This window comes from Kitasatospora sp. NPDC101183 (assembly GCF_044767945.1).
Taxonomy (GTDB): Bacteria; Actinomycetota; Actinomycetes; order Streptomycetales; family Streptomycetaceae; genus Kitasatospora.
The window spans coordinates 344,350-369,675 of record NZ_JBIWOW010000004.1 but is presented as its reverse complement, the minus strand read 5'-3'; the positions used below and the strand labels follow the sequence as shown (position 1 = coordinate 369,675).

General features: G+C 72.8%; 28 protein-coding genes and 1 tRNA gene. 17 read left to right on the top strand and 12 right to left on the bottom strand.

Features of this window, described 5'->3' with window-relative positions:
- Positions 1 to 122: 122 nt before the first annotated feature.
- A complete protein-coding gene (gene ileS / locus ACIRRS_RS07470) occupies positions 123 to 3,251 on the bottom strand; it encodes an isoleucine--tRNA ligase (protein ID WP_402966340.1) in 3,129 nt (1,042 codons plus the stop codon).
- Positions 3,252 to 3,850: 599 nt separating this feature from the next.
- Between ileS and ACIRRS_RS07465 the strand changes: the two genes are divergently transcribed.
- The 4 genes from ACIRRS_RS07465 (at position 3,851) to ACIRRS_RS07450 (ending at position 6,568) form a co-directional block, all read left to right on the top strand.
- Complete coding sequence (locus ACIRRS_RS07465) at positions 3,851 to 4,315, top strand: TraR/DksA family transcriptional regulator (protein WP_402966337.1); 465 nt, start codon at positions 3,851 to 3,853, stop codon at positions 4,313 to 4,315.
- 198 nt (positions 4,316 to 4,513) lie between these two features.
- Positions 4,514 to 5,107, top strand: a complete 594-nt coding sequence (lspA, locus tag ACIRRS_RS07460) for a signal peptidase II (protein ID WP_402966335.1) — start codon at positions 4,514 to 4,516, stop codon at positions 5,105 to 5,107.
- A gap of 59 nt (positions 5,108 to 5,166) precedes the next feature.
- Complete coding sequence (locus ACIRRS_RS07455) at positions 5,167 to 6,105, top strand: RluA family pseudouridine synthase (protein ID WP_402966333.1); 939 nt, start codon at positions 5,167 to 5,169, stop codon at positions 6,103 to 6,105.
- Between the two features lies 1 nt (position 6,106).
- A complete protein-coding gene (locus ACIRRS_RS07450; RefSeq protein WP_402966331.1) occupies positions 6,107 to 6,568 on the top strand; it encodes a GNAT family N-acetyltransferase in 462 nt (153 codons plus the stop codon).
- A 59-nt stretch (positions 6,569 to 6,627) separates the two neighbouring features.
- On the opposite strand, the gene ACIRRS_RS07445 is transcribed toward ACIRRS_RS07450, so the two are convergent.
- Positions 6,628 to 7,647, bottom strand: coding sequence for a mechanosensitive ion channel family protein (locus ACIRRS_RS07445; RefSeq protein WP_402966329.1), 1,020 nt, complete (start codon positions 7,645 to 7,647; stop codon positions 6,628 to 6,630).
- Positions 7,648 to 7,766: 119 nt separating this feature from the next.
- Here ACIRRS_RS07445 and ACIRRS_RS07440 point away from each other — a divergent pair, with 119 nt between their 5' ends.
- The 3 genes from ACIRRS_RS07440 to ACIRRS_RS07430 are packed head-to-tail and all read left to right on the top strand — an operon-like array spanning position 7,767 to position 12,057.
- Entirely contained in the window at positions 7,767 to 10,553 is a 2,787-nt protein-coding gene (locus ACIRRS_RS07440; protein WP_402966327.1) for an alpha/beta fold hydrolase, read from the top strand.
- A gap of 11 nt (positions 10,554 to 10,564) precedes the next feature.
- Positions 10,565 to 11,404 carry an ABC transporter permease gene (locus ACIRRS_RS07435; RefSeq protein ID WP_402966396.1) on the top strand — a complete coding sequence of 280 codons (840 nt, stop codon included), beginning with the start codon at positions 10,565 to 10,567 and terminating at the stop codon, positions 11,402 to 11,404.
- A 56-nt stretch (positions 11,405 to 11,460) separates the two neighbouring features.
- Positions 11,461 to 12,057, top strand: coding sequence for a dienelactone hydrolase family protein (locus ACIRRS_RS07430; protein ID WP_402966325.1), 597 nt, complete (start codon positions 11,461 to 11,463; stop codon positions 12,055 to 12,057).
- Between the two features lie 55 nt (positions 12,058 to 12,112).
- Here ACIRRS_RS07430 and ACIRRS_RS07425 read toward each other — a convergent pair whose 3' ends face one another.
- Complete coding sequence (locus ACIRRS_RS07425) at positions 12,113 to 13,420, bottom strand: MFS transporter (protein WP_402966323.1); 1,308 nt, start codon at positions 13,418 to 13,420, stop codon at positions 12,113 to 12,115.
- A gap of 115 nt (positions 13,421 to 13,535) precedes the next feature.
- On the opposite strand from ACIRRS_RS07425, the gene ACIRRS_RS07420 reads away from it, so the two are divergent.
- The 3 genes from ACIRRS_RS07420 to ACIRRS_RS07410 all read left to right on the top strand — a co-directional run bounded on the left by ACIRRS_RS07420 (position 13,536) and on the right by ACIRRS_RS07410 (position 15,711).
- Positions 13,536 to 13,892 (top strand): ArsR/SmtB family transcription factor, encoded by a 357-nt coding sequence (locus tag ACIRRS_RS07420; protein ID WP_402966321.1) that lies wholly within the window; start codon positions 13,536 to 13,538, stop codon positions 13,890 to 13,892.
- Positions 13,893 to 13,997: 105 nt separating this feature from the next.
- Positions 13,998 to 15,182, top strand: a complete 1,185-nt coding sequence (locus ACIRRS_RS07415) for a GyrI-like domain-containing protein (RefSeq protein WP_402966394.1) — start codon at positions 13,998 to 14,000, stop codon at positions 15,180 to 15,182.
- Between the two features lie 67 nt (positions 15,183 to 15,249).
- A complete protein-coding gene (locus ACIRRS_RS07410; RefSeq protein ID WP_402966319.1) occupies positions 15,250 to 15,711 on the top strand; it encodes a MarR family transcriptional regulator in 462 nt (153 codons plus the stop codon).
- Here the strand turns inward: ACIRRS_RS07410 and ACIRRS_RS07405 are convergent, their stop codons facing one another.
- Positions 15,712 to 16,452: a hypothetical protein gene (locus ACIRRS_RS07405; RefSeq protein ID WP_402966317.1), complete on the bottom strand. Its 741-nt coding sequence runs from the start codon at positions 16,450 to 16,452 to the stop codon at positions 15,712 to 15,714.
- A gap of 244 nt (positions 16,453 to 16,696) precedes the next feature.
- On the opposite strand from ACIRRS_RS07405, the gene ACIRRS_RS07400 reads away from it, so the two are divergent.
- On the top strand, positions 16,697 to 16,852 hold the full coding sequence (locus ACIRRS_RS07400) for a hypothetical protein (protein ID WP_402966316.1): 156 nt from the start codon (positions 16,697 to 16,699) through the stop codon (positions 16,850 to 16,852).
- A 14-nt stretch (positions 16,853 to 16,866) separates the two neighbouring features.
- Here ACIRRS_RS07400 and ACIRRS_RS07395 read toward each other — a convergent pair whose 3' ends face one another.
- On the bottom strand, positions 16,867 to 17,130 hold the full coding sequence (locus ACIRRS_RS07395) for a DUF6221 family protein (protein ID WP_402966314.1): 264 nt from the start codon (positions 17,128 to 17,130) through the stop codon (positions 16,867 to 16,869).
- A gap of 16 nt (positions 17,131 to 17,146) precedes the next feature.
- Positions 17,147 to 17,431, bottom strand: a complete 285-nt coding sequence (locus ACIRRS_RS07390) for a DUF6191 domain-containing protein (protein ID WP_402966312.1) — start codon at positions 17,429 to 17,431, stop codon at positions 17,147 to 17,149.
- 301 nt (positions 17,432 to 17,732) lie between these two features.
- On the opposite strand from ACIRRS_RS07390, the gene ACIRRS_RS07385 reads away from it, so the two are divergent.
- Genes ACIRRS_RS07385 through ACIRRS_RS07375 form a run of 3 tightly spaced genes read left to right on the top strand, consistent with a single transcriptional unit; the run spans position 17,733 to position 19,283 of the window.
- Complete coding sequence (locus ACIRRS_RS07385) at positions 17,733 to 18,524, top strand: class I SAM-dependent methyltransferase (protein ID WP_402966310.1); 792 nt, start codon at positions 17,733 to 17,735, stop codon at positions 18,522 to 18,524.
- Between the two features lie 13 nt (positions 18,525 to 18,537).
- A complete protein-coding gene (locus ACIRRS_RS07380; protein WP_402966308.1) occupies positions 18,538 to 19,056 on the top strand; it encodes a MarR family winged helix-turn-helix transcriptional regulator in 519 nt (172 codons plus the stop codon).
- Positions 19,057 to 19,115: 59 nt separating this feature from the next.
- Positions 19,116 to 19,283: a hypothetical protein gene (locus ACIRRS_RS07375; RefSeq protein WP_402966306.1), complete on the top strand. Its 168-nt coding sequence runs from the start codon at positions 19,116 to 19,118 to the stop codon at positions 19,281 to 19,283.
- Here the strand turns inward: ACIRRS_RS07375 and ACIRRS_RS07370 are convergent.
- The 4 genes from ACIRRS_RS07370 to ACIRRS_RS07355 all read right to left on the bottom strand — a co-directional run bounded on the left by ACIRRS_RS07370 (position 19,264) and on the right by ACIRRS_RS07355 (position 21,258).
- Positions 19,264 to 20,205 carry a TIGR01777 family oxidoreductase gene (locus ACIRRS_RS07370; protein ID WP_402966304.1) on the bottom strand — a complete coding sequence of 314 codons (942 nt, stop codon included), beginning with the start codon at positions 20,203 to 20,205 and terminating at the stop codon, positions 19,264 to 19,266. The genes ACIRRS_RS07375 and ACIRRS_RS07370 overlap by 20 nt on opposite strands.
- Before the next feature lie 145 nt (positions 20,206 to 20,350).
- Positions 20,351 to 20,424, bottom strand: a tRNA-Met gene (locus ACIRRS_RS07365).
- A gap of 79 nt (positions 20,425 to 20,503) precedes the next feature.
- A complete protein-coding gene (locus tag ACIRRS_RS07360) occupies positions 20,504 to 20,911 on the bottom strand; it encodes a peptidoglycan-binding protein (protein ID WP_402966302.1) in 408 nt (135 codons plus the stop codon).
- Between the two features lie 134 nt (positions 20,912 to 21,045).
- On the bottom strand, positions 21,046 to 21,258 hold the full coding sequence (locus ACIRRS_RS07355) for a DUF4287 domain-containing protein (RefSeq protein WP_402966300.1): 213 nt from the start codon (positions 21,256 to 21,258) through the stop codon (positions 21,046 to 21,048).
- 221 nt (positions 21,259 to 21,479) lie between these two features.
- Between ACIRRS_RS07355 and ACIRRS_RS07350 the strand changes: the two genes are divergently transcribed.
- Positions 21,480 to 22,325, top strand: a complete 846-nt coding sequence (locus ACIRRS_RS07350) for a hypothetical protein (RefSeq protein ID WP_402966298.1) — start codon at positions 21,480 to 21,482, stop codon at positions 22,323 to 22,325.
- On the opposite strand, the gene ACIRRS_RS07345 is transcribed toward ACIRRS_RS07350, so the two are convergent.
- Positions 22,322 to 22,840 carry a DinB family protein gene (locus ACIRRS_RS07345; RefSeq protein WP_402966296.1) on the bottom strand — a complete coding sequence of 173 codons (519 nt, stop codon included), beginning with the start codon at positions 22,838 to 22,840 and terminating at the stop codon, positions 22,322 to 22,324. The genes ACIRRS_RS07350 and ACIRRS_RS07345 overlap by 4 nt on opposite strands.
- Before the next feature lie 231 nt (positions 22,841 to 23,071).
- Between ACIRRS_RS07345 and ACIRRS_RS07340 the strand changes: the two genes are divergently transcribed.
- Together ACIRRS_RS07340 and ACIRRS_RS07335 are read left to right on the top strand one after the other, a co-directional pair.
- Positions 23,072 to 23,854, top strand: coding sequence for a TIGR04222 domain-containing membrane protein (locus tag ACIRRS_RS07340; RefSeq protein ID WP_402966294.1), 783 nt, complete (start codon positions 23,072 to 23,074; stop codon positions 23,852 to 23,854).
- A 123-nt stretch (positions 23,855 to 23,977) separates the two neighbouring features.
- Complete coding sequence (locus ACIRRS_RS07335) at positions 23,978 to 24,394, top strand: hypothetical protein (protein ID WP_402966292.1); 417 nt, start codon at positions 23,978 to 23,980, stop codon at positions 24,392 to 24,394.
- A 96-nt stretch (positions 24,395 to 24,490) separates the two neighbouring features.
- Here ACIRRS_RS07335 and ACIRRS_RS07330 read toward each other — a convergent pair whose 3' ends face one another.
- A complete protein-coding gene (locus ACIRRS_RS07330) occupies positions 24,491 to 25,321 on the bottom strand; it encodes an isocitrate lyase/phosphoenolpyruvate mutase family protein (RefSeq protein ID WP_402966290.1) in 831 nt (276 codons plus the stop codon).
- Positions 25,322 to 25,326: the final 5 nt, after the last annotated feature.

Here is a 25,326-nt window from a genome sequence, read left to right as displayed (position 1 = left end):
TTCGCTCCGCGCGGCCGCTGGGGGTTCTGGGCTTGCCACCGTTCCGCCCGGTGCGGCTTGTTGAGGGGAACGGCGAAGCCGCCGTCATCCCTGGGGGGATGACGGCGGCTTCGGGGTGGCGGTCAGGCCTTGCGGAGTTGGAAGGCGAGGCCGAGGGATTCGTCGGTGAAGGTTTCGGAGGTCCAGTCGGCTGCGCCGGCGGCGAAGTCGGTGGCGAGGACCTCGTCGGCGACGAGGGGGCCGTGTTCGGCGATGGCTTCGGCGGTTTCCTCGGTGGTGGCGCGCCAGCGGAGGGTGATGCGGTCGGCGACGTCGAGGCCGGAGTTCTTGCGGGCCTCCTGGATCTGGCGGATGGCGTCGCGGGCGATGCCGAGGCGCTTGAGTTCCGGGGTGATGGCCAGGTCGAGGGCGACGGTGGCGCCGGACTCGTTGGCGACGGCCCAGCCCTCGCGGGGGGTTTCGGTGATGATCACTTCTTCGGGGGAGAGGGTGATCGTCTCGCCGTTGAGGTCGACGCCGGTTTCGCCGGTGGCGCGGAGTTCGGCGGCGAGGCGGGCGGCGTCGGTGGCGGCGACCGCCTTGGCGACGTCCTGGACGCCCTTGCCGAAACGCTTGCCCAGGGCGCGGAAGTTGGCCTTGGCGCTGGTGTCGACCAGGGAGCCGCCGACCTCGGCGAGGGACTCCAGGGTGGAGACGTTGAGCTCCTCGGCGATCTGGGCGCGCAGGTCGGCGGGGAGGTCCTCCCAGCCCTGGGCGGCGACGAGGGCGCGGGAGAGGGGCTGGCGGGTCTTGACGCCGGACTCGGCGCGGGTGGCGCGGCCGAGTTCGACCAGGCGGCGGACCAGGGCCATGTGGCGGGAGAGTTCGGGGTTGATGAGGGCTTCGTCGGCGACGGGCCAGGAGGAGAGGTGAACCGAGGCCGGGGCGTCGGCCGAGGTCGGGACCACGAGGTCCTGCCAGACGCGCTCGGTGATGAACGGGGTGAGCGGGGCCATCAGGCGGGTGACGGTCTCCAGCGCCTCGTGGAGGGTGGCGAGTGCGGCGGCGTCGCCCTGCCAGAAGCGGCGGCGGCCGCGGCGGACGTACCAGTTGGAGAGGTCGTCGACGAAGGCGGAGAGCAGCTTGCCGGCGCGCTGGGTGTCGTAGGCCTCGTAGGCGGCGTCGACCTCGCGGACCAGGGTGTTGAGCTCGGAGAGCACCCAGCGGTCCAGCTGCGGGCGGTCGGCCGGGGCCGGGTCGCTCGCGGAGGGGGCCCAGTTGGAGGTGCGGGCGTACAGGGCCTGGAAGGCGACGGTGTTCCAGTAGGTGAGGAGGGTCTTGCGGACCACCTCCTGGATGGTGCCGTGGCCGACGCGACGGGCGGACCAGGGGGAGCCGCCGGCCGCCATGAACCAGCGGACGGCGTCGGCGCCGTGCTGGTCCATCAGCGGGATGGGCTGCAGGATGTTGCCCAGGTGCTTGGACATCTTGCGGCCGTCCTCGGCCAGGATGTGGCCCAGGCAGACGACGTTCTCGTAGCTGTTCCTGTCGAACACCAGGGTGCCGACGGCCATCAGCGTGTAGAACCAGCCGCGGGTCTGGTCGATCGCCTCGGAGATGAACTGCGCCGGGTAGCGCTTCTCGAACAGCTCCTTGTTCTGGTACGGGTAGCCGTACTGGGCGAAGGGCATCGAGCCCGAGTCGTACCAGGCGTCGATGACCTCGGGCACGCGCGTGGCGGTGCCGCCGCACTCGCGGCAGGCGAAGGTCACCTCGTCGATGTACGGGCGGTGCGGGTCGAGGGCGCTCTGGTCGGTGCCGGTGAGCTCGGACAGCTCGGCGAGCGAGCCGACGCAGGTGAGGTGCTTCTCCTCGCAGCGCCAGATCGGCAGCGGGGTGCCCCAGTAGCGGTTGCGGCTGAGGGCCCAGTCGACGTTGTTGTTCAGCCAGTCGCCGAAGCGGCCGTGCTTGACCGTCTCGGGGAACCAGTTGGTGGCCTCGTTCTCGCGGACCAGCGCGTCCTTGACGGCGGTGGTCCGGATGTACCAGGACGGCTGCGCGTAGTAGAGCAGCGCGGTGTGGCAGCGCCAGCAGTGCGGGTAGCTGTGCTCGTACGGGACGTGGCGGAAGAGGAGGCCGCGCTCCTTGAGGTCCGCGACGAGGTCCTCGTCGGCCTTCTTGAAGAACTGGCCGCCGACCAGGGGGACCTCGGGGGCGAAGGTGCCGTCCGGGAGGACCGGGTTGACCACCGGCAGGCCGTAGCGGCGGCAGACCGCGAGGTCGTCGGCGCCGAAGGCCGGGGACTGGTGGACGATGCCGGTGCCGTCCTCGGTGGTGACGTAGTCGGCGTTGAGGACGAAGTGCGCGTTCTCGATGGCGACCAGCTCGAAGGGGCGCTGGTAGTTCCAGTGCTCCATCTCGGCGCCGGTGAAGGACTCGCCGGTGGGCTCCCAGCCCTCGCCGAGGGCCTTGGCGAGCAGCGGTTCGGCGACGACCAGGTTCTCCGTGCCGTCGGTGGCCACCACGTAGGTGACCTCGGGGTGCACGGCGAGGGCGGTGTTGGAGACCAGGGTCCAGGGGGTGGTGGTCCAGGCGAGCAGAGAGGCTCGGTCGGCGAGGGGGCCGCCGGTGAGGGGGAAGCGGACGTAGACGGAGGGGTCGACGACGGTCTCGTAGCCCTGGGCCAGCTCGTGGTCGGACAGGCCGGTGCCGCAGCGGGGGCACCAGGGGGCGACGCGGTGGTCCTGGACGAGGAGGCCCTTGTCGAAGATCTGCTTGAGCGACCACCAGACGGACTGGACGTAGGACGGGTCCATCGTCCGGTAGGCCTCGTCGAGGTCGACCCAGTAGCCCATGCGGGTGGTGAGCTCGGTGAAGGCGTCGGTGTGGCGGGTCACGGACTCGCGGCACTTGGCGTTGAACTCGGCGATGCCGAACGCCTCGATGTCCTGCTTGCCGGAGAAGCCCAGCTCCTTCTCGACGGCCAGCTCGACGGGGAGGCCGTGGCAGTCCCAGCCGGCCTTGCGGGCGACGTGGTAGCCCTTCATCGTCCGGTAGCGGGGGAAGACGTCCTTGAAGACGCGGGCCTCGATGTGGTGCGCGCCGGGCATGCCGTTGGCGGTCGGCGGGCCCTCGTAGAACACCCACTCGGGGCGGCCCTCGGACTGCTCCAGGCTGCGCTGGAAGATCTTGTTGTCCTGCCAGAAGGCGAGGATCTGGTGTTCGAGGGTGGGGAGGTCCACCTGGGCGGGGACGGGGTTATAGGTGCTCATCGCGGGCGTCTACCTCCGGCGGATGCTGGGACTGGATCCTCCGGAGGGACGAGACGGCCTTCGCCGACCCGCGGTACCACCCTCCTTGGCCGCGGTGGTGCGTTGCGGCCCTCTTGTTTGGGGTTGCTGCCGGGTCTAGTGGGCCGCCTCGCGGCGGCTGTTCTTCCGGCGGCTCCGGGGTGATCTTCCCGCCGTGCACACCCCCGGGCTCACACCGTCCCCGGGTCGCTAATGGCTGCGTACGTCGGTACTCGTCCCGTCTGCGCCTTGCAGGCCCAGTGTATCGACCTCCGCAAATCGGTTTGTCCGGGCCGGGGAGGGGAGGCGGTTAGGTGGGGGTGATCTGGGCAGAAGTCCTTCTGCGCGAGGGGCGTGGCGATTGGGGCGGCTGCCTGGGTGGGATCACTGTGAGGTGCCGGTATGTCATGTTGTGACCGGTTTTGATCAGGATTATCGTTCCGGCACTGGAAGCCGCCGGGAACCGGCGGCTCGATTCGTTCGTAGATGGGGTCGAAGCCATGGCTGAGAAGGCAACCGGCGCGGGCACCGCCACCAAGCGGGCACGCAAGGCCGTGGCGGTCGATCCAGGGGAGGGGATTGTGACCACAACCGCACCGAAGACCGGAACGGACACCGTCACCGTGGCGCGGGGCGCCGAATCGGTGGACCCGGCCACGCTGCCGGTCCGGTCCGGCGAGGAGCCGTGGACCGCCGAGGAGGTCCACGAGCTGCACGACGAGCTGATCAGCGATCTGGAGCGGCTGCGCGGCGAGATCGAGGCCGCCGAGGCCGCCATCTCCGGCCTGATGCGTGACTCCAACGACGGGGCCGGCGACGACCAGGTGGACGCCGGTACGAAGAACATCTCGCGCGAGAGCGAGCTGGCGCTCGCCAACAACGCCCGGGACAGCCTCGCCCAGACCGAGCGGGCCCTGGGGCGGCTGGAGGGTGCCGGGTTCGGGATCTGCGAGTCCTGCGGCCAGGCCATCGGGAAGGCCCGGGTGCAGGCGTTCCCGCGGGCGACGCTCTGTGTGCAGTGCAAGGCCAAGCAGGAACGCCGCTGAACCCGGCCACCGGGGCGACGTGGGGGGTCGGGCTTGCCGTACGCTCGACCCCGTAACGTCGGTCGGCGCGTTCGCGGACGCGCTCCGGTCCCCACCGGACCACTTTCATCGGCAGCGGAGCGGATCATCACTACGCAAGGTTCCCCCCAGACGCGGGACGACGCCGTCCCGAACCCGGCCGATGACGTGGAGGCGGCTGTGGCCGAATCCGTCGAGTCCGCCGAGCCCGCCGAGCCCGCCGAATCCGGTTCGACGGAGGAGACGGGCGGGGCCACGGCTGCGGGCAAGGGGCGCCGGCGGATCGGCGTGCTGCTCGTCGTCGCGGTGCTCGCGTTCCTGATCGACCTGGGCAGCAAGCTGCTGGTCGTCGCCAGGCTGGAGAACCACGCGGCGATCAAGGTGATCGGCGACGTCGTGACCTTCCAGGTGATCCGCAACTCCGGCGCCGCGTTCGGGATCGGCCAGGCGCTGACCGTCGTCTTCACGATGATCGCCTCGGCCGTCATCGTGGTGATCTGGCGGATCGCCCGCCGGCTGTACAGCCTGCCCTGGGCGATCGCGCTCGGGCTGCTGCTCGGCGGGGCGCTGGGCAACCTCACCGACCGGCTCTTCCGGGCGCCCGGGGTCTTCCGGGGGCACGTGGTGGACTTCATCTCCGTCCAGCACTTCGCGGTGTTCAACCTCGCGGACTCGGCGATCGTGTGCGGCGGGATCCTCGTCGTGCTGCTGTCCTTCCGGGGCAGCAACCCGGACGGCACCGTGCACCAGCCGGTGGAGAAGAAGGAGAAGTAGGGCCGCTCGGACGGCCTTCGGGGGAGGGGCGGGCTGCGGCTTCCGGCATACTCGTACGGGTGAGTACCGCAGCGCAGATCCGCAGCCTCCCCGTTCCCGACGGCCTGGAGGGCGAGCGCCTCGACGCCGCCCTGGCCCGGATGTTCGGGTTCTCCCGCACCAAGGCCGCCGAACTGGCCGCCGAGGGCAAGGTGACGCTCGACGGCGCGGTGGCCGGCAAGTCGGACCGGGTGACCGCCGGCTCCTGGCTGGAGGTCGAGATCCCCGCCCCCGCCGCCCCCGTGCAGATCGTCGCCGAGCCGGTCGAGGGCATGCGGATCGTCCACGACGACGAGGACATCGTGCTCGTCGACAAGCCGGTCGGCGTCGCCGCGCACCCCAGCCCCGGCTGGACCGGGCCGACGGTGATCGGCGGGCTCGCCGCCGCGGGCTACCGGATCTCCACCTCGGGCGCGGCCGAGCGGCAGGGCGTCGTGCACCGCCTGGACGTCGGCACCTCCGGGCTGATGGTCGTCGCCAAGTCCGAGCGGGCGTACACCGACCTCAAGCGGCAGTTCCACGACCGGATCACCGACAAGCGCTACCACACGCTCGTCCAGGGCCACCCGGACCCGCTGAGCGGGACGGTGGACGCGCCGATCGGGCGGCACCCCAGCTCGGACTGGAAGTGGGCCGTCACCAAGGACGGCAAGCCGTCCGTCACCCACTACGACCTCATCGAGGCGTACCGGGCCGCCTCGCTGCTCGCCGTCAAGCTGGAGACCGGGCGCACCCACCAGATCCGCGTCCACATGTCCGCGCTGCGCCACCCCTGCGTCGGCGACCTCACGTACGGGGCCGACCCGACGCTGGCCAAGCGGCTCGGGCTGACCCGGCAGTGGCTGCACGCCGTCTCGCTCGGCTTCGAGCACCCGGCGGACGGGCAGTGGGTCGAGTTCTCCAGCGAGTACCCGGCGGACCTGCAGAAGGCGCTGGACGTCATCGCGGCGGAGAGCTGAGATGACCGCCTCCATCCGGACGGCCGCGGGGGAGGCCGACCTCGCGCTGGTGTGGGAGGTCCGGCGGGCGGTGTTCGTCGTCGAGCAGCACGTGCCGGAAGAGCTGGAGTGGGACGAGTACGACGCCACCTCGGTGCACCTGCTGGCCCTCGCCGAGGACGGAGCCGCGCTGGGGACCGCGCGGCTGATCTTCGGGGAGCAGGCGTGGAAGGAGACCGGGGGCGTCGCCGGGCGGGTGCTGCTCGGGCGGCTCGCGGTCGTCGAGGCGGCCCGGGGGACGGGGCTCGGGGCCCGGTTGGTGCGGGCGATCGAGGCCGAGGCGCGTGAGCGCGGTGCCGTCGAGGTCGAGCTGCACGCGCAGGTGCGGGCGCTCGGGTTCTACGAGCGGCTCGGGTACGTGGCCGAGGGGCCGGTGTACGACTCGGTGGGGATCGCGCACCGGATGATGACGAGGACGTTGTAGCGGGATCGTGCTGTGCCGGGAGGTCCTCGTGCCCCTTCGGGGTGAGGGGGCCTTCTGTGTCAGCTGTCGCCGGTGCGCACGCGCGGGAGCGCGGTGGGGTGGTGGTCGCGCAGGTGGGCGACGAGGTGCTCGCGGACGTCGAAGCGCAGCTGGGCGGCGTCGTCGGGGTTGCGGGCGGTCATGGTGGCGCGGACGACGATGGTGCTCGGCGTGGTGTCGGTGACGTTGAGGGCCCAGTCGGTGCCGTCCCAGAGGGGGTGGCGCTCCAGGTGGGCGTGCAGCTCCGTGCGCAGCTCGTCGACCGGGGTGGTGTGGTCGAGGTGGAGCAGGACGGCGGCGAGCAGGCCCGGGTCGCGGCGGGTCCAGTTCTCGAAGGGCCGGTTGACGAAGTAGGAGACCGGGACGACCAGGCGGCGGGAGTCCCAGAGGCGGATCACCAGGTAGGAGAGGGTGATCTCCTCGACGGTGCCCTGCTGGCCCTCCACCACCACCGTGTCGTCGATGCGGACGGTGTCCCCGAAGGCGATCTGCAGGCCGGCGAAGAAGTTGCCCAGGGTGCTCTGGGCGGCGATGCCCGCGACGATGCCGATGATGCCCGCCGAGGCGAGCAGGCTGGCGCCGATGGTGCGCATCGCGGAGAAGGTCAGCAGCATCACGGCGACGGTGACCACGGCGATCACCGCGCTGACCACCCGGCGCAGCATGCCGATCTGCGTCCGGACCCGCTGGATGCGGGCCGGGTCCTCGGAGACCGTCTCGTAGCGGCCGAGCAGGCCCTCCAGGACGGCGGCGACCACGCGGACGGTGAGCCAGCCGAGGGAGGCGAGCAGGAGCAGCAGGACGAGGTGGTGGGCGCCCTCGTCGTCCGTCAGGTGGAAGATCCTCGTGAGCGGGTGGGTGGCGAGCAGCAGGGCCGCCACGACCGTGAGCTGGAGCGGGACGCGGCAGCGGCGCAGCTGTGCCCAGACGGGGGCGTCGGGGTGGCGGGCGGCGACGCGCTGGAGGGCCTGGTCGACCGTCCAGCCGATCGCCAGGGTGGCGGCGACGGTGGCGAGCAGGGTGATCAGCGACCAGAGCACGGGGGACCTTCTCGGCGTGGGGGGTGAGCCGTACGATACCCGGGCGTTACGGGGTGAAGCGGACACCTGCCGGTGGCTTTATCGGACGCCTACCGTTGCGGCGGATACGATCAACGGCCATGGAGTTCGGTGGGGCGTGGCGTCGCTTGCGCGGCCGGGGTACGTCCGTCAGACGCAAGGTGCTGGCCGGGGTCGTGGCCCTGGTGGCGGTGGTCGGGGTCGGCACGGCGGCGGTCGCCTCGGGCGGGCAGCAGTCCGTCCGGGAGGAGGACCGTTTCCTCAGCATGCCGGAGACGCCCGGAAGCGCCCAGCAGGTCCAGCTGGACACCTCGTTCTTCACCACGGGTTCCGAACCGAGGCCGGCCGTCCTGCTGGCGCACGGCTTCGGCGGGTCCAAGGAGGGCGAGCGCGACCGCGCCGAGCAGCTGGCCCGGCAGGGGTACGCGGTGCTGACCTGGTCGGCGCGGGGCTTCGGGCGCTCGGGCGGCAAGATCGGGCTGAACGCGCCGGACCGCGAGGTCGAGGACGTCAAGCACCTGGTCGACTGGCTGGCGCAGCGCCCCGAGGTGCAGCTGGACGGGCCGGGCGACCCCCGGGTGGGGATCACCGGAGCCTCGTACGGCGGGGCGATCTCGCTGCTGGCCGCCGCGTACGACCACCGGATCGACGCCGTGTCGACGCAGATCACCTGGTGGAACCTTGCGGACGCGCTGTTCCCGCAGGGCGTGCAGGGCTCGGGCGCGGCGGACGGCGTGTTCAAGAAGCTGTGGGCCGGGATCTTCTTCACCACCGGCTCGGCAGGGGACCTGGGGCCCTCGGGTGGGGCGCCTCGGGCCGGCGGGGCCAAGCCGGCGGCGGCCGGGGCGGCCGGGGAGGTCGGCTGCGGGCGGTTCCTGGAGTCGCTGTGCGCGATGTACGACCGGGTCGCCACCGCCGGGCACGCCGACCCGGAGGCCGTCGCGCTGCTGGAGCGCTCCAGCCCGTCCTCGGTGGCCGACCGGATCAAGGTGCCGACGCTGGTGGTGCAGGGGCAGCAGGACTCGCTGTTCCCGCTCGACCAGGGGGACCGGATCGCCAAGGCCGTCGCGGCCAACGGCGCGCCCGTCGCGGTGGACTGGTTCGCGGGCGGGCACGACGGCGGGACGGACACCAGCGCGCGGGTGGACGACCGGGTGACGGCCTGGTTCGACAAGTACCTGAAGGGCGCCGCGGGGACCGACACCGGGCCGGCGTTCCGGGTGACCCGGACGGGCGGGGTGGACTCGACGGGCTTCCAGGCCGTGCTGCGCGGCGCCTCCACCGACCGCTACCCGGGCCTCGGCGGGACGGGCAGCCGCACGGTGGAGCTGACCGGCGGCGAGCAGACCGTCGCCAACCCGCCCGGCGGGGCGCCGCCCGGGATCTCGACGCTGCCCGGGATCGGCGCGCTGAGCCAGGCCGCCTCGCTGGGCGCCGGGCTCTCCCTCGACTTCCCCGGACAGAACGCCGCCTTCGACTCCGCGCCGCTGGAGAAGGCGCTGCACCTGACCGGGCAGCCGACCGTGCCCGTGCGGGTGTCGGCGGACCGGCCGGACGCGGTGCTGTTCGCGAAGCTGTACGACGTCGGGCCGGACGGGAAGTCGGTGCTGCCGCAGCAGCTGGCCGCCCCGCTGCGGGTGACCGGCGCGGACGCCGGGCGGACGGTGACGGTGGCGCTGCCCGCCGTGGACCACACCTTCCCCGCCGGGCACCGGGTGCGCCTGGTGCTGGCCGCCACCGACCTGGCGTACGCCTCGCCCGCCCAGCCGGCCGTGTACAAGGTCGCGCCGGCCGGGGCGCTGAGCGTGCCGACCGTGGAGGAGCTGGTCACCGAGGCGGCGCCGCTGCCCGCGCGGACCTGGCTGCTGCCCGTCGGCGCCGTGCTGGTGGCGCTCGGGCTGGTGCTGGTGCCCCGGCTGCGGCGCCGGCGGTGGGCCGCCGGCGTGGAGTTCGATCCGGAGCTGGCCGGGGTGCCGCTGCAGATCACCGGGCTGAGCAAGCGCTACAAGGGCTCGCAGGACCGGTACGCCGTACGGGAGTTGGGCTTCCGGGTGGAGCAGGGCCAGGTCCTCGGGCTGCTCGGGCCCAACGGCGCGGGCAAGACCACCACGCTGCGGATGCTGATGGGCCTGATCCGCCCCGACGCCGGGGAGATCCGGATCTTCGGGCACCTGGTGCGGGCCGGGGCGCCGGTGCTGTCGCGCGTCGGCGCGTTCGTCGAGGGTGCGGGCTTCCTGCCGCACCTCAGCGGGCGGGCCAACCTGCGGCTGTACTGGCAGGCCACCGGGCGGCCGGAGGCCGACGCGCGCTTCGAGGAGGCGCTGGCGATCGCCGGGCTCGGCGAGGCGCTGGAGCGCGCCGTGCGGACGTACTCGCAGGGCATGCGGCAGCGGCTCGCCATCGCGCAGGCGATGCTCGGGATGCCGGACCTGCTGATCCTCGACGAGCCGACCAACGGGCTGGACCCGCCGCAGATCCGGGAGATGCGCGAGGTGATGATCAGGTACGCGGCCGCCGGGCGGACCGTCATCGTCTCCAGCCACCTGCTGTCCGAGGTCGAGCAGAGCTGTACGGACCTGGTGGTCATGGACCGCGGGCGGCTGGTGACGGCCGGGCCCGTGAGCGAGATCGTCGGGGCCGGGGAGCTGCTGATGATCGGGGTGGCTTCCTCCGGTGATCCGGAGGCGGCCGCCGAGAAGGTGGGCGCGCTGGCCGGGGTCGGCTCGGCGGAGGCCGTCGAGGGCGGGCTGCTGGTGCGGCTCGACGGGATGGCGGCGAGTGAGCTGCTGGCGGAACTGGTGCGCCTGGGCGTGCCGGTGGAGAGCGCGGGGCCGCAGCGGCGGCTGGAGGACGCGTTCCTGTCGTTGATCGGAGGTGGTGCGGCGTGAGCGCCGTCTCGATGGACCACGCGGAGGGCTACAGGGCGAGCCGGACGCTGCCGCTGCGGGTGGAGGCGATGCGGCAGCTGCGGCGTCGGCGCACGCTGGTGATCGGCGCCGTGCTGGCGGCGATGCCGTTCGTCATCCTGGCCGCCTTCCAGATCGGCGGCACGCCCTCGCGGCCGGACCGGACCACCTTCATCGACCTGGCCACGGCCTCCGGGGCGAACTTCGCCGTCACCATGCTGTTCGTCGGCACCGGGTTCATGCTGGTCATCCCCGTGGCGCTGTTCTGCGGGGACACCGTCGCCTCCGAGGCGAGCTGGTCCTCGCTGCGGTACCTGCTGGCCGCGCCCGTGCCCCGGGCGCGGCTGCTGGCGCGCAAGTTCGCGGTCGGGCTCGCGTTCTCGGCCGTCGCGGTGGTGATGCTGCCGCTGATCGGGCTGGGGGTCGGCACGGCCGCGTACGGGTGGGGGGACCTCAAGCTGCCCGCCGGGGCCAGCCTGCCGGCCGGGCAGGCGCTGCCGCGGATCGCGATCGCGGTGGCGTTCGTGTTCCTGAGCGAGATGGTGATCGCCGCGCTGGCGTTCTGGCTGTCGACGGCGACGGACGCTCCGCTCGGGGCCGTCGGCGGGGCCGTGTTCCTGTCGATCATCACCGGGGTGCTGGACGCCGTCACCGCGCTCGGCGACCTGCGGCAGTGGCTGCCCGCGCACTGGCAGTACGCCTGGGCGGACGCGCTGCAGCCGCAGTTGGAGTGGGGCGGGATGATCCAGGGGGTGTCGGTGTCGCTCTCGTACGCGGTGGTGCTGCTGGCGCTGGCGTTCCGGGGGTTCGCGCGCAAGGACGTGGTGTCGTAGGGGTTGGGGGATCATTGGTTCGTACAGCTGCCCCCGCTTGGTGAAGGACCCGTACCGTGGCCCAGATCGTCCTGTTCCATTCCGCCCACGGGCTGCGCCCCTGCGTGCACGCCGCCGCCGAGCGGCTGCGCGCCGCCGGGCACACCGTGCACACGCCGGACCTGTTCGAGGGGCGGACCTTCGAGGACACGGCGGAGACGACGGCGTACGAGGCGGCGAGCGCGTACCAGGAGGAGATCGGCGGCAGCGACGAGCTGCTGAAGCGGGCCGTGACGGCCGTGGCGCCGCTGTCGGCCGAGGGGCTGGTGTACGCCGGGTTCGCGCTCGGCGGGGCGGTGGCGCAGAACCTGGCGCTGGCCGACGAGAAGGCGCGCGGACTGCTGCTCCTGCACGGCACCTCCGACCTGCGGGAGGACGCGGCGACGGAGATCCCGGTGCAGCTGCACATGGCGGACCCGGACCCGTTCGAGCCGGAGGACTGGCTGAACGCCTGGTACCTGCGGATGGTGCGGGCCGGGGCGGACGTGGAGGTGCACCGGTACCGGGGCGCCGGGCACCTGTTCACGGACGAGGACCTGCCGGACCACGACGCGGAGGCGGCGGGGCGGGCGTGGGCGGCGGCGATCGCGTTCCTGGAGGAATTGGACGGCTGAGTGCGGGGGGAAGGGCCGGGGGCGGGTGCCCTCGGCCCTTCGTGGTGTTCGTGGGTCAGGCGGGGTCGGTGACCTCGCGGCGGGTGGCGCGGACGACCAGGGCGCCGAGGGCGGCGAGGGCGAGCAGGACGGCGCCGAAGACCGTCGCGCCGTTCGTCAGGCCGATCGCGTCGCTGAGGTAGCCGGCCGAGACGGGCAGGGCGCCGGCGAGGAGGTAACCGCCGACGTTGAGCGCGGCGTTGGCCTCGGCGAGGCGCTGGGGCGGGACGGCCGAGTTGAGCAGGGAGAGCCCGCCGAGCTGGCCCATGCCCTGGCCGGCGCCGGCCAGCAGGGCGGCCAGGAGGAGCAGGGCCACGGCCTCGGCGCGGACGGCGGCGACCAGGGTGAGCATGGCGAGCGCGGTGCTCGCTGCGCCCGCGGTCAGGATGGTGCGGCGGCGCAGGCTGCGGACGGCGAACTGGACGCCGGTGGCGGCGAGGAACATCGCGAAGGCCATGGCGCCGGCGAGGATCCGGCTGCTGGTGCCGAGCAGGCCCGAGAGGAGGGACGGGCCGAGCGAGAGCACGAACGAGGTGGCGGTGATGCCCGGGGCGAACACGGCGATGCCGAGGGCGAGTTGGCGGCCGGTGCCGGGCGGGACGCCGGGGATGCGGAGCCAGGGGCCGGCGGCGCGGTTCTCGGCGCGGCGCTCTGAGCGGTTCTCGGCGTAGTTCTGGGGGTGGTTCTCGGGATGGTTCTCGGGGTGGTTCTCGGGGTGGTTCTCGGCGTGGGGCAGCGGCATGCGGAGGACGGTCAGGACGGCGGTGGCCAGCAGGACGGCCTCGACGGCGAAGACGGTGACGGTCGGCGCGGGCGCCAGTTCGGAGAGCACCCCGGCGAGCAGCGGGCCGAGGCCGGCGCCGAAGACCATCGCGCAGGAGGCCAACAGGGCGGCGGTGCGCTTGCGTTGGGGCCCGGCGACGTCGGTGACGGCGGCCATGCCGGCCGAGACGGCGGCGCCGACGGCGATGCCGGTGAAGAGCCGGGCCGTGATGAGGGCGGCGACGCTGGTGGCGGTCGCGAAGATCAGGCAGGCGGCGAGGGCCAGGGCGAGGGCGGGCAGCAGGACGGGCTTGCGTCCGAGGCGGTCGGAGACGACGCCGGAGACGAGCAGGGAGCCGATCAGGCCGACGATGTAGAAGGCGAAGACGACGGTCAGGGTGCCCTTGGAGAAGCCGATGTCGTGCTGCCACAGGACGTAGAGCGGGGTGGCGGCGTTGGAGAGGACGAACACGGCGGTGACCGGCCAGGCGGCGAGCCAGATCCACCGTAAGGGGGCGGTGAGTTGAGGCGTCGGGGCGGGGGACGTGAGGGTCGCGGGCATGACGGTGTCTCCCGTTCGGGTGCGGGCTCCTGTTGTACGAGTTGAGTCGAACTTAGCATGAAGTACGATTGGAGTCGTACTAGGGAGTCGTCGAGTTTCGCGTGAGGAGGCGGGAGTGTCCGTCGTGAAGGTGCTGCCCGAACCGCCAGGCCTGCCGGAGCCGTTGGCCGAGCCGGGCGTGGAGGAGTTGCGGCTGGAGGTGGTGCTCGGCGCGCTGAGCGACCCGCTGCGGCTGACCATCGTGCGCAAGCTGCTGCTGGAGTCCGAGGCGTACGACCACTCCTGCGGGTGGTTCGGCCTCGACCGGCCCAAGTCCTCGCTGACGCACCACTTCAAGGCGCTGCGCGAGGCCGGGATCACCCGGCAGCGGCAGTACGGGCTGGAGCGGCGCAGCCAGGTGCGGGTGGCGGATCTGAACGCGCGCTTCCCGGGGCTGCTGGACCTCGTCGCCGCCTGGACGCCTGCCGGCTGATCCGGTCGTCGTCGGCGCCCGGTGGTTTCGAACTGCCGGGTGCCGGAGGGGGGTTGATGGCTTGTTGGCTCCTATTCCAGCGCTAGGATAACGGCCGTGGATCGCATGGACATGGGGCTGACCGCCGCCGAACTGGCGCTGCTCGGGCTGCTGGTGGAGAAGCCGCGGCACGGGTACGAGCTGGAGAAGGTGATCGCCGAGCGGGGGCTGCGGGAGTGGACGGAGATCGGGTTCAGCTCGATCTACTACCTGATCGGCAAGCTGCGTGAGCGGGGGCTGATCGCCGAGGCGGACACCTCAACTCCCGTACGGGGCAAGGGGCGCAAGGTGTTCGCCGCGACGGCGGAGGGCCGGCGGGCGTGCGCGGCCGGGGCGGTGGCGGCGATCGCCGAGCCGCATCCGCTGTTCCCGCGGGTGCTGGTCGGGCTGGCGAACCAACCGGCCGTCGACGGCGGGGAGTTGCTCGACGCGCTCCGGCGGCGGGCCGAGGCGCTCACCGTACGGGAGGAGGAGGTGCGGCGGGCCTTCGAGGCGGAGGCGGGCGCCCCGGATTTCGTGCGCGCGATCTTCGACTACTCGCTGGGCCAACTGGCGGCCGAGCGGGCGTGGTTGGAGCGGTACCGGGCGTCGATGGGCGGCGCTCGCGGTGGAGGGGAGAGTGCGTCCGTGGCACCGTACGACATCAAGCGGGAGCTGAAGGAGTGCTACGCGCCGAGGAACACCGGATGGGCGCTGGTGGAGGTGCCCGAGCTGCGGTACCTCGCCGTCGACGGGAGCGGGGACCCGAACACGGCGCCCGCGTACGCGGCGGCCGTCGAGGCGCTGTACGCGGTGGCGTACACGGCGAAGTTCGCCGCGAAGGCGGTGGGGGCGGACTTCGTGGTCGGGCCGCTGGAGGGGCTGTGGTGGTCGGACTCGTACGAGGCGTTCACCGCGCGGGAGAAGGGGCTCTGGAGCTGGACGATGCTCATCGGGCTGCCCGAGTGGATCACGGAGGAGGCGGTCGAGGAGGCGAAGCGGGCGGCGCTGGCGAAGAAGGGGAACCCGGTGATCGCGGAGGTGCGGCGGCTGGTGCTGTGCGAGGGGTTGAGCGCGCAGGTGCTGCACGTCGGGCCGTACGACGAGGAGGGGCCGGTGCTGGAGGAACTGCACGAGCGGTACCTGGAGGCGAACGGGTTGCGGCCCTCCGGGCTGCACCACGAGGTGTACCTGGGTGACCCCCGGCGGACGGCTCCGGAGAAGCTGCGGACGGTGCTGCGGCAGCCGGTGGAGCGGGTGGCCTTGACCTGAAGTGGACTTCAGTTCCTACGGTGGGGCCCGTTCCGTGGTTCGAGGGCAAGGGGAAGGGGCACGACGGATGGCGCTCAAGGAGTACTCGCCGGAGCAGATCGCCGGGCAGCCGATCGGGGCGTGGACCGGTGAGGTGCGCCGGCTGGTCGTCGGGGGGCTGCGGGAGCAGCTGGCGGTGGAGGGCCTCACGCAGCCGCACTGGTGGACGCTCAACCACGTGGCCGGCTCGCCGGGGACGTGGACCCGGGAGGCGCTGGTCGAGCGGCTGGCGCGCTGGGACGACCTCGGGCTCGACTTCGGGGCGGTCTTCGACGATCTGGCCGCCCGGGGCTGGCTGGTGGAGGCGGAGGGCGGCGCGATGACGCTGACCGAGGCCGGGGAGGCCGGGCGGCTGCGGGCGGCGGAGCGGAACCTGGAGGTGCACCGGCGGACGCACGAGGGCATCGCGACGGAGGACTTCGTGACGGCGGTCAACGTGCTGCGGCGGATGGTCGACAACCTGGGCGGGGAGGGCAACCTGCCTGACTGATCAGCTCTCGGCGGTCCGGGCGAGGAGGTACGAGGAGGAGGCGGTGACGGCGTACCAGGTGTTGGCGGTGTCGTCGGCCGCGTCCGACCAGGCGACGACGACCGGGAGTTCGCAGTGGTCGCCCGGCCGCAGCGGGGGCAGGCGCCAGGTGATGCCGTGGTACCGGCCGTAGTCGATGCCCCAGGAGGTGTTGGTGCGCTCGTACGCCTCGTCGACCAGGGGCGCCCAGTGGCGGGGCGTGGTGCTGCCGGCCGCCTCGCAGAGCGCCACGTCGTCGTCGCCGCCGATGCTGAGCTTGACGCGCTCGTCCTCGACGGTGACGGCGGCGAGGGACTGGCCGCCGTCGTAGGAGGCGTCCGCGCCCTCCGGGAGGTGGCGCGGCAGGGTGGCGGTGAAGCGGACGTGCGCGAGGGCGGAGCGGGTCTCGACCCGCCAGACGGCGGCGTGGCTCGCGATCAGGGGGCTCCAGACCTCGGGGTCGAGGGCGGCGTCGTACGGGGTGAGCAGCAGCTCGACGGTGGTGGCGTGGGTGGTCCAGCGGGCGAGCGTCCGGCCGTCGCCGGGCAGGGCGAACAGCTCGTCGGGGACGGGCGGGAGGGTGGTGCCGTCCAGGGTGGTGGTGAAGGTCAGCGGGCCGAAGGGGGTGTCGACGGCGGGGCGTCCGGTGGGGTGGGGGAGGACGCGGGTGCGGGGGACGGCGGGGAGCAGCATGGCGGGCCTCGGGTGGTGCGGGAGGGTCACGGGGGATTGTGCCGGTGCGGGTGGTCGTGGGGCGAACCGATAACTCGGCGGCGGGGAGGGGAGGGGCCGGGGCATGATGGCGGGCATGAGTGATGCGACGTCCGAACGTGACGGATGGGTGGCACTGTGGGTGTTTCCGAATCTCCCCGGCCATCCGAACCCGGGGCGGTTGATCACGCTTTGACTGCGTGACCGGGGGATCGACTGGGACCCGTTCGAGGAGCGGGACATCCGGATCGACCTGATGTGCCGGCGGGACGAGGACGGGCACTGGCACGGCACCTTCGCCGTGTGCGTCCGGTTCGAGGCGCTGTGGCGGCTCGGGCTGCACCCGAGCCAGCTGACCTCGGTGGCGGCCGATCCGCTGCCACCCAAGTGGTGGGGGCCGTGGGGGCGTTGACGGCGCTGAGCCGCTCAGGGGTGGGGGCGCCAGGCCTCCTGGTACTCGGGGTGGTGGGAGTGCGACTGGGCGAGCGAGCGCAGGGCGTAGGCGAGGCCGGGGCGGCGGGGGTCGGCCGGGGGCATGGCCGCGTAGTCCGCGGCGAGCATGTCGATCAGGTCGAGCATGGGGAGGTGGCTGTCCAGGAGGGCGCGCCCGCCGAAGAGTTCGGCGACGTCGACGTAGGCGTGGTTGTCGTCGGCGTAGCGGTCGTGGATGAACGCCAGGAGTTCGTCCATGGGTGGTGGTGTGGTCCTAGTCGTGGGTGCGGAAGGTGGCGACGCCGGCGTCGAGGTCGATGCCGGCGCGGGGCGGGGCCCCGTTGTGGTCGTCGTCGCGGAGGGCGAGTTTGGTGCGGCGCTCCTCGATCTGGATGCGCTTGTTGGCGTTGAAGAAGGAGTGGAGCTCCTCGGTCGCGGTGGCGCCGAGACCGAGGCCGGTGCGCGGGGCCCGGGCGGCGAGGCGGCGGGCCAGCCGGGCGGGGCGGCCCGAGCGGACGATCAGGTTGCGGGCGGCGGCGAAGGTGAAAGGCACGATCACCAGTGCCGCCATGAGGAGTACGCAGGTTGCCATCACCATGCCGGTCCAACGCGCGGGTGTGGCGCGGGTGTTCCGGCTGGGGAAATTCATCGAGATCGTGCGGTCGGCGTGGCCTGGGAAGGGGGCGCCACGGGCCTGGGCGGGGGTGTCCAGTGCTTCCGGGGCGGGCGCCGGGGCGGGGCGCCCGGGTGGTCGTGGCGGGGGGGGTCGTGCGGGGCTTCGAGGGATTGGGCATATGGCCTCTGACCTGGTCTTTTATGGGTTCGCTCCCTAGGATCGGGGCTGTCGAAAGGGGGGCCGGATGGGCCGGACCGTACGTACCGTCGAGGACGTTCTCTCGTTGCTGGACGGGTTCTTCACGTCCGAGGATTCAGGGGCGGGCCGCCGCCCGGAGACCGGGGACGGCCGGGAGTTCTGGGACGGCTTCTACGCGGACCGGGAGAAGCCGGTCCCGTTCTTCGTGGCGAAGCCGGACGAGAGTCTGGTCGGTTACGTGGAGCGGGAGTTGGTCGCGCCGGGCCGGGCGCTGGACCTGGGGTGCGGGTCGGGGCGCAACGCCCTGTACCTCGCGGCGCGCGGGTTCGCGGTGGACGCGGTCGACCTGTCGCCCGTCGCCGTCGCCTGGGCGCGGGAGCGGGCGCGGGAGGCCGCCGCCGACGTGCGGCTGCTGTGCGGTGACGCGTTCGCCCTGCCCGAAGGGGAGTTGAGCGGCCCGTACGACCTGGTCGTCGACTCGGGGTGCTTCCACCACCTCGCGCCGCACCGGCGAATCAGCTATCTCGCGCTGCTGGAACGGGTGTTGGCGCCCGGCGGGCACCTGGCGCTGACCTGCTTCGCGGCGGGGGAGCGGGGGATGGGCTCGGAGCGGGCGGACGCGGAGCTGTACCGGACGGGCTCGCTGGAGGGCGGACTCGCCTACACGCCCGAGGAGTTGCGCCGGATCTTCTCCGGGCTGGAGGAGGTCGACCTGCGGCGCATGCGGGAGGAGCCGGCCGACTCGGCGTGCTTCGGCGAGCCGTTCCTGTGGACGGCGCTGTTCCGGCGGGGCCGGTCCATTGATAGGGTGGTACTTCATTATGAAGGATGTACATAATTCTCAGAAGCTGGTGGCAGACCCCGAGGGGTTCCTCTACGACCACGGGGTCCGGGTGAGCATGGAGGCGTTCATGGCGGGGGAAGGCGCGCTCGCGCTGGAGGCGGCTGCGGCGGTGCGGTCGGCGTCGCAGGCGGTGGACCGGCTGCGGTCGCAGGGTGCGGGTGGGAGGGGGCTCAGTGCTGGGGCGCTGGACGTGCTGGCGCGGCTGAGCGCCTCCGACGGCGAACAGGGGCTCAGCATCGGCGAGTTGGCGCGGGCGGGCGGGGTGAGCTCGCGCAACGTCACCGGGCTGGTGGACACGCTGGAGCGCGAGGAGCTGGTGCGCAGGGTTCAGGACCGGGAGGATCGCCGGTCCGTCCGGGTACTGATCACGGGGGCCGGCCGGGAGTGGCTGGAGGCGTTCCGAGAGCCGACGCTGCGGGCGATGTCGGCCGTCTTCCACGGCTTCACCGAGGAGGACCTCGCGCGGTTCCGGCACCTGTGCCTGCGCCTGGTGGAGAACCAGCAGCGGATCGAAGCGAGGGCGTGAGGCACGACCCCTGCGCAGGAAGTCGGACGGGCCGACTTCCTGCGCAGGGGTCGCGCTGCGTGCTCGTCGGCAGCGCCCGCAATCCGGCGATGTACGCGGGGGAGTGGGTGGCGGCCGTCCCGTTCGGCTTCCGGGTGGAGGGCGGGGCGGAGCTGCGGGAGGCCGTCGCCGCGCTGGCCGCCCGGTTCGGCGCGGTGGTGGTTGTGGCTACGCGGCGGCGCGGGTGAGGCGGACGAGGTCGGCGGCGGCCTCGGGCCAGCGGGGGTGGTCGAAGGAGAAGCCGGCCTCCAGGAGGCGGGTGGGGACGACGCGGCGGCTCTTGAGGAGCAGCTCGGTGTCCGAGCGCAGGGCGAAGGCGCCGAGCCCGGCCATCCAGCGGGTGGCCGGGAGGCCCAGCGGCATGCCGCAGGCCGTCCGGATGCCGTGCATGAAGTCGCGGTAGGGGAGCGGCTCGGGGCTGGAGAGGTTGACCGGGCCGTCGATGTCCTCGCGTTCGACGAGGAAGTCGAGGGAGCGGACGAAGTCCCGGCCGTGGATCCAGGACATGTACTGGGCGCCGCCCGCGACCGGGCCGCCGAGGCCCAGGCGGGCCAGGCGCAGCATCATGTCGAAGGCGCCGCCGCGGCCGGGGCTCATCACCATGGCGGTGCGCAGGGCGACCTTGCGGGTGCGGGGGGTGTCGGCCTCCTCCTGGGCGCGCTCCCAGGACTTGGCGATCTCGACGCTGTAGTCCCAGTAGCGGGGGACGTCCGGTTCGGCGCCGCCGATCAGGCCGGTGGGCTCGTCGTTGGGGGCGTCGAAGCGGTGGGCGTAGATGGTGGCGGTGCTCATCTGCAGCCAGAGCCGGGGCGGGCGTTCGGCCGCCGCGATCGCCCGGCCGACGGCGCGGGCGGAGTGCACGCGGGAGTCCATCATCTCGCGCAGGTTGTCGGGCGTGTAGCGGCAGTTGACGCTGCGGCCGGCGAGGTTGACGACGAGGTCGCTGCCGTCGATGGCCTCGGTCCAGGGGCCGGGGGTGCGGCCGTCCCAATGGATGTCGCGGGTGCCGGACCGCCTGGTGAGGACGATCACCTCGTGTCCGGCGGCGGTCCATTCGCGGTGCAGGAGCCTGCCGACGTGGCCGGTGCCCCCGGGCAGCACGATCTTCATGAGAAGCCTCCCCTTGGTGTTGCTTCCGGGGTAAGCCTAGAACAGATATGAACGTGTTCAAAAGTGGGGGTAGTGCTGGATCCGGTTCCGGAAAACGCGGAAGGCCGGGTCGACGCACTGTGTGCGTCGACCCGGCCTTCGTCAGTAGCGGGGACAGGATTTGAACCTGCGACCTCTGGGTTATGAGCCCAGCGAGCTACCGAGCTGCTCCACCCCGCGTCGGTGAACCCGACTCTACGGCATGGGGGTGGCAGAGAGGAAATCGGTTGATCGGGGGTGCCCGATCGAGGCCCGGGAGCTACGAGGGGATGTACGCCTTGCAGTAGTCCTGGTAGTAGTCCCTGGAGGCCCAGTTCAGGAGGACGCCGCCCGTGGCCGGGCCGACCACGCCGTCCACGCTCAGCGGGGTGACACCCGACTGCGAGTTGTAGGAGATCTGGAGCCACTGGACCATGCCGTACGTGGCCGGCCCGAAGGAACTGTCCTGGGCCAGGACGGTCGGAGCGGGCGAGCCCGGGTGGTCGCTCGGGTGCGCGCCGAGGTAGTTGAGCAGTTCCTGGACGCACCAGACCGGGCTGCCGGAGGTGACGTGGTTGTACCCGATGTACGCCGCATTGGGGTTCGCGTTGGCGGTGCCCGCGCCGACGACGAGCGCCATCCCGGCCGCCGCCACCGCCAGAACCGATCTGGTCTTCCTGCCTGGCATTTCGTGCCCCCGTTCATGAGTTCGGACGACTGGCTCGTCCGACGCACACGCTGGCACGGGACGCCGTGGGCGGTGGGGGAAACCGGGAAGATCGCGAATATGAGGTGTGTCACCCGCGGCGCCCGGCGCCGCCGTCACCTGCCGCTGTCCTCGGCGAGGGTGTGGGCGACGAGGGCGTTGGCGTGGCCGTGGCCGAGGGCGTGCTCGGTCTTGAGCCAGGCGACCAGCTCGCCGTGCTTGGTCAGGGGCGAGGTGCGGATGAGGTCCTTCCACTCCGCGATCGGGCGGCCGTACTTCTTCTCGATGGACGGGAAGTAGCTGGCGGGGCCCTTGGTCGGCGTGGTCATGTGCGTGGTCCTGTTCTCTGGGTCTCGGTGGGTCTCGGTAGGTCTCGGTCGCTTCACAGGGGTAGACCGGGGGCGGCGGCGGAACTCATCGGTGGGCGGAGAAGATTCTTTCCCGGCGCGCCACCTGCGTCACGGGGCTGTCACAGCCTCGCGGAGCCCGTTGCCCGGTGGGCCGTCGAACCGGGACGGTGGTGGTGGCGGCTACGGGAGGGGGCGCGGGGATGCGCACGGTGCGGTTGGCGTCCATGCGGATGCGGAGCGAGGTCCTGGGGCTCGGTGTCACCATGCTGGTCGTCTCGGCCGTCCTGCTGGTCGCCACCGAGGCCGTCACCGCGGGGACGGCCGTGCTCGTCTCGGTCGTGGTCGCCGCCGCCACGATCTTCGTGACGCCCCACCTGTTCTGGCTGCGGGCGGACGCGGACGGCATCACCCTGGTGAAGCGGCTGGTACCGCGCCGCTACGCATGGGCGGACGTGCACGGGCTGGCGATGGAGTTCGCCGACGATGCCGAGGGCGACGGCCGCCACCTCACCCTGCGGCTTCGCCTCACCGAACCGAAGGGCCGGTTCTGGGGGCCGCTCATCGGCAAGGTCTACGTCACCGGGGACGACACCCCGTCCGGCGTCCCCCCGAGGGCCATGGCCGAGCTGTTCGCCGTCTTCGGGGAGCGCGGACTGCCCGTCGAGGCACGGGAGTTCGCCAACGAGGTGCTCCGCGTGCGCGGGCTGCCGCTGCTGCCGCCGCTCACCCCGTGGGTCGTACCGCCGGAGGGGCCGCCCGCGCCCGAGAAGGCGTACGCGGACGCGCCGGGCATCGAGGAGGAGGAGCGGGAGGTCGAGGCCCTGCGGGTCCGGGCACGAGCGCGCAAGCGGTACCAGCGCGAGTACCTGCTGCGCAGCGCCGCGCTGGCCGACCGCCGGTGCCTGCGCGACGGCGGCGAGCGCGGGCTGGGGGGCGCGCTGGCGGCGGGCGTGGACCTGGTCGACAACGACCAGATCGGCGTCGAGGGCGACCCGCGGCCCTACGCCCGCCGCCAGTACTGGGTGTGGCGCACCTTCGGCAGCTAGCGGGCGTCGTCCGCGAGTTCGCGGACGATGTCCAGGTGGCCGGCGTGGCGGGCGTACTCCTGGAGGACGTGGAACAGGATCCAGCCCAGGGTCGGGCGCGCGCCGCCCTCCTCGGCGAAGCGGCCGCCGGGCGCGGCGACGGTGTCCAGGGGCGTTCCGGTGACGACGGCTCGGGTGTACGCGCCGCCCTCGTGGAGTGCGGCGAGGAGGCCGGCGGCGGTCTCGTCCGGGCCGGCGTGCCAGCGGTCCTCGGGCCCGCGGTCGCCCCACGGTGCGGCGACGGCCTCGCCTCGGAAGCCCCAGCGGAACCAGCGCTGCTCCATGTGGGCGAGGTGCTTGAGGAGTTCGAGCACCGTCCAGCCGGAGGGGAGCCGGCTGGTGCGGAGGTCCTCGTCGGACAGTCCCTCGACCTTGGCACCGATCGCGGAGCGGTAGTAGTCGAGGTAGCCGAGCAAGAGGTCGGTCGGGTCGGAGAGTTGCCGGTCGGGCTCGGGGAGGGCGGTGAGGGTCGTCATGGCGGAGAGTCTTCCAGGGCGTGTCGCCTGCGGGGGCCGCCGCCCCGTCCTCCTCGCGGACGTGGTCCTGTGAGGGCGGCGGTCCCTTCTGCCGGTCTCGGTCGTTCCGGTAACTGGTCTGTGGGTGGCGGGAGTTGATGTCTCAGGTGTCTTGTCCCGGGAGGGTGGGCGTCCGGAGAATCGTCGCCGTGGGCGGGCCGGGGGGCCTGCTGTTCGTTGACGGGGGGCGTCGTGGGCGTGGTCGGTGTGGTGTGCGCGGTGGTGGGGCTCGTCGGGGCGGGGTTGGTGCGCTGGCTGCCGGTCAGGGGGCGGACGGACGGGTTGGCGGCGACCGGTGTCGCCGGGGTCCGGGGTGGGGTGAGGGCGGCGTTGGTGGTGGCCGTCGTGGAGCTGCACGCCGAGGGGACGGTGGACGTCGATCCGCGTGGCCGGTTGCGGCGGGTGGTGCACAGTAGCCCCGGGCGTGGGTTGACTCCGCTTCACCGGGCGGTGTGGGCGGTGCTCGGCCGGCCCCTGTCGGCGGCCGATGTCGCGGTCGCGCCCGGTGTGCGGCGGGCGCAGGGGGAGGCGCGGGCGGACCTGGCCGGGCGGGGCCTGCGGTGCGGGCCGGTCCGGGCGGGGGTGGCCCGGGTGCTCGCGCTTGCGGCGGGTGGTACGGCGGTGGCCGTCGCGGTGAACGGGGCCGTGGCGGTGGGGCTGCCCCTGGCGGTGGCCTCGGTGGTCGTGGTGTGCGCTCCGGCGCGGACGCCGGCCGGGTACCGGGTGCTGCGGGCGATGCGCCGGGAGCACCCGCTTCCGGAGGCCGGCCCGGTGGAGCCGGAGGACGTCGGGCTCCTCGTCGCGCTGTACGGCCGCCGGGCAGTGCGTCGGCTGGTGCCGCAGTTCGCAGCCCGGGGCGGTCTGCTCGGCGGACGCGCGGCCCGGGAGACCGTCGCCCGGACCTCGGGCGACCTGTACGACGGCGACACGCACGAGGGGTCTGGCCTCAGTGGCAACTGGTCGTCATCCGACTGAGCTTCATGCGGACGGGCGGCGGTGAATCGTTGCTTCTTGCGGCCTCCGGGTGAACGGGGGCTTGGAAGGTCTCCCAGGCGGGTGATGGATCCCCGCGACTCATCAGCCGTACGGGAGGTCTTCGTGAATCGCACTCGTGTCATCACCGCGACGGTCGTCACGGCGCTCGCCATCGGATCGGGAATCGCCTTCGCGAAGCCGGCGGGCCCGGCTCGGGTCGCTGCCGAGCCGATCCTGCTGCACGCCGTGGGGAACTACATCACCCTGCAGCCGGGCCAGGAGGCCACCGTGCGCAGCCGCCAGTGCCCGGACGGCGAGATGGCCATCAGCGGCGGCGTGCAATCGAGTGCCGCTCCTGGCGCGTTCACCCTGACCGTCAGTACCCCGTGGTGGGACCACGGGCCGAGGGGGTGGCTCGCCGGTGGGCGGAACAGCGGCTCGCAGCCGATCGACATGTACGTCTACGGATTCTGCACTGCGGCGACCATGCCGGACACCCTCCTGCCCGGGCTTCCCTCGGGGCAGACCGGCGAGGGGTGAAGGACGGTCCGCAGCGCAGGAAGTCGGCGGGGCCGACTTCCTGCGCTGCGCTCCCTCAGGAGAGGGGGCGGGTCGGTCGCGCGGCGCGCTGCTGGATCAGCCGTGCATCAGGGAGTTGAGGTCGCCGTAGGGGATGGCGTCGGTGAGGGAGGTGTAGGTGCCGGTGGCGGCCAGCTCGGTCGCGGCGCGGAGGGCCACCGCGTACGCGGCCTCGGCGACGGCGGAGCCGAGGCTGACGCGGGCGACGCCCAGCTCGGAGAGCTCGGGTACGGACGGGGCACCCGGGCCGACGAGGATGTTGACCGGGGCGGGGATCGCGGCCGTGAGGGCGGCGATGGTGTCCGGATCGGTGACGCCGGGGACGAAGATGCCGCTGGCTCCGGCGTCGAGGTAGGCGCGGGCGCGGTCCAGGGTCTCCTGGAGGCGGGACTCCTGCGGGCCGACGGCGCGGAGGTAGGTGTCCAGGCGGGCGTTGATGAAGAGGGGGACGCCGGCGGCGTCGGCTGCGGAGCGGGCGGCGGCAAGGCGCTCGGCCTGGTCGGCGACCGGGCGCAGGGCGGAGCCGCCGTCGGGGTGGCCGTCCTCGATGTTGACGCCGACGGCTCCGGCGGCGATCACTCGGGTGACGGTGTCGGCGACCTCGGCGGGGGTGGCGCCGAAGCCGGTCTCGATGTCGGCGGTGACGGGGATGGATACGGAGTTGACCACGCGGGCGATCAGCGCGACGGCCTGGTCCCTGTCGAGGTGGTTGCCGTCGGCGGCGCCGAGCCCCCAGGCGACACCGGCACTGGTGGTGGCGATGGCACGGGCGCCGGTCGATGCGACCAGGCGGGCGCTCGCGGCGTCCCAGGCGTTGGCGAGGGCGAGGGGGGTGGTGGGGGTGTGGAGGGAGTGGAAGAGCTGGGCAGTGTCGTGCTGTGTGGTCATGGTCG

What these genes read in the sequence shown, in the direction of transcription:
- ileS (WP_402966340.1), bottom strand. Translation starts at nt 3,251, where the DNA reads ATGAGCACCTATAACCCCGTCCCCGCCCAGGTGGACCTCCCCACCCTC.
- ACIRRS_RS07450 (WP_402966331.1), top strand. Translation starts at nt 6,107, where the DNA reads ATGACCGCCTCCATCCGGACGGCCGCGGGGGAGGCCGACCTCGCGCTG.
- ACIRRS_RS07440 (WP_402966327.1), top strand. Translation starts at nt 7,767, where the DNA reads ATGGAGTTCGGTGGGGCGTGGCGTCGCTTGCGCGGCCGGGGTACGTCC.
- ACIRRS_RS07435 (WP_402966396.1), top strand. Translation starts at nt 10,565, where the DNA reads ATGGACCACGCGGAGGGCTACAGGGCGAGCCGGACGCTGCCGCTGCGG.
- ACIRRS_RS07425 (WP_402966323.1), bottom strand. Translation starts at nt 13,420, where the DNA reads ATGCCCGCGACCCTCACGTCCCCCGCCCCGACGCCTCAACTCACCGCC.
- ACIRRS_RS07415 (WP_402966394.1), top strand. Translation starts at nt 13,998, where the DNA reads ATGGACATGGGGCTGACCGCCGCCGAACTGGCGCTGCTCGGGCTGCTG.
- ACIRRS_RS07410 (WP_402966319.1), top strand. Translation starts at nt 15,250, where the DNA reads ATGGCGCTCAAGGAGTACTCGCCGGAGCAGATCGCCGGGCAGCCGATC.
- ACIRRS_RS07400 (WP_402966316.1), top strand. Translation starts at nt 16,697, where the DNA reads ATGTGCCGGCGGGACGAGGACGGGCACTGGCACGGCACCTTCGCCGTG.
- ACIRRS_RS07395 (WP_402966314.1), bottom strand. Translation starts at nt 17,130, where the DNA reads ATGGACGAACTCCTGGCGTTCATCCACGACCGCTACGCCGACGACAAC.
- ACIRRS_RS07385 (WP_402966310.1), top strand. Translation starts at nt 17,733, where the DNA reads ATGGGCCGGACCGTACGTACCGTCGAGGACGTTCTCTCGTTGCTGGAC.
- ACIRRS_RS07370 (WP_402966304.1), bottom strand. Translation starts at nt 20,205, where the DNA reads ATGAAGATCGTGCTGCCCGGGGGCACCGGCCACGTCGGCAGGCTCCTG.
- ACIRRS_RS07360 (WP_402966302.1), bottom strand. Translation starts at nt 20,911, where the DNA reads ATGCCAGGCAGGAAGACCAGATCGGTTCTGGCGGTGGCGGCGGCCGGG.
- ACIRRS_RS07355 (WP_402966300.1), bottom strand. Translation starts at nt 21,258, where the DNA reads ATGACCACGCCGACCAAGGGCCCCGCCAGCTACTTCCCGTCCATCGAG.
- ACIRRS_RS07350 (WP_402966298.1), top strand. Translation starts at nt 21,480, where the DNA reads ATGCGCACGGTGCGGTTGGCGTCCATGCGGATGCGGAGCGAGGTCCTG.
- ACIRRS_RS07345 (WP_402966296.1), bottom strand. Translation starts at nt 22,840, where the DNA reads ATGACGACCCTCACCGCCCTCCCCGAGCCCGACCGGCAACTCTCCGAC.
- ACIRRS_RS07330 (WP_402966290.1), bottom strand. Translation starts at nt 25,321, where the DNA reads ATGACCACACAGCACGACACTGCCCAGCTCTTCCACTCCCTCCACACC.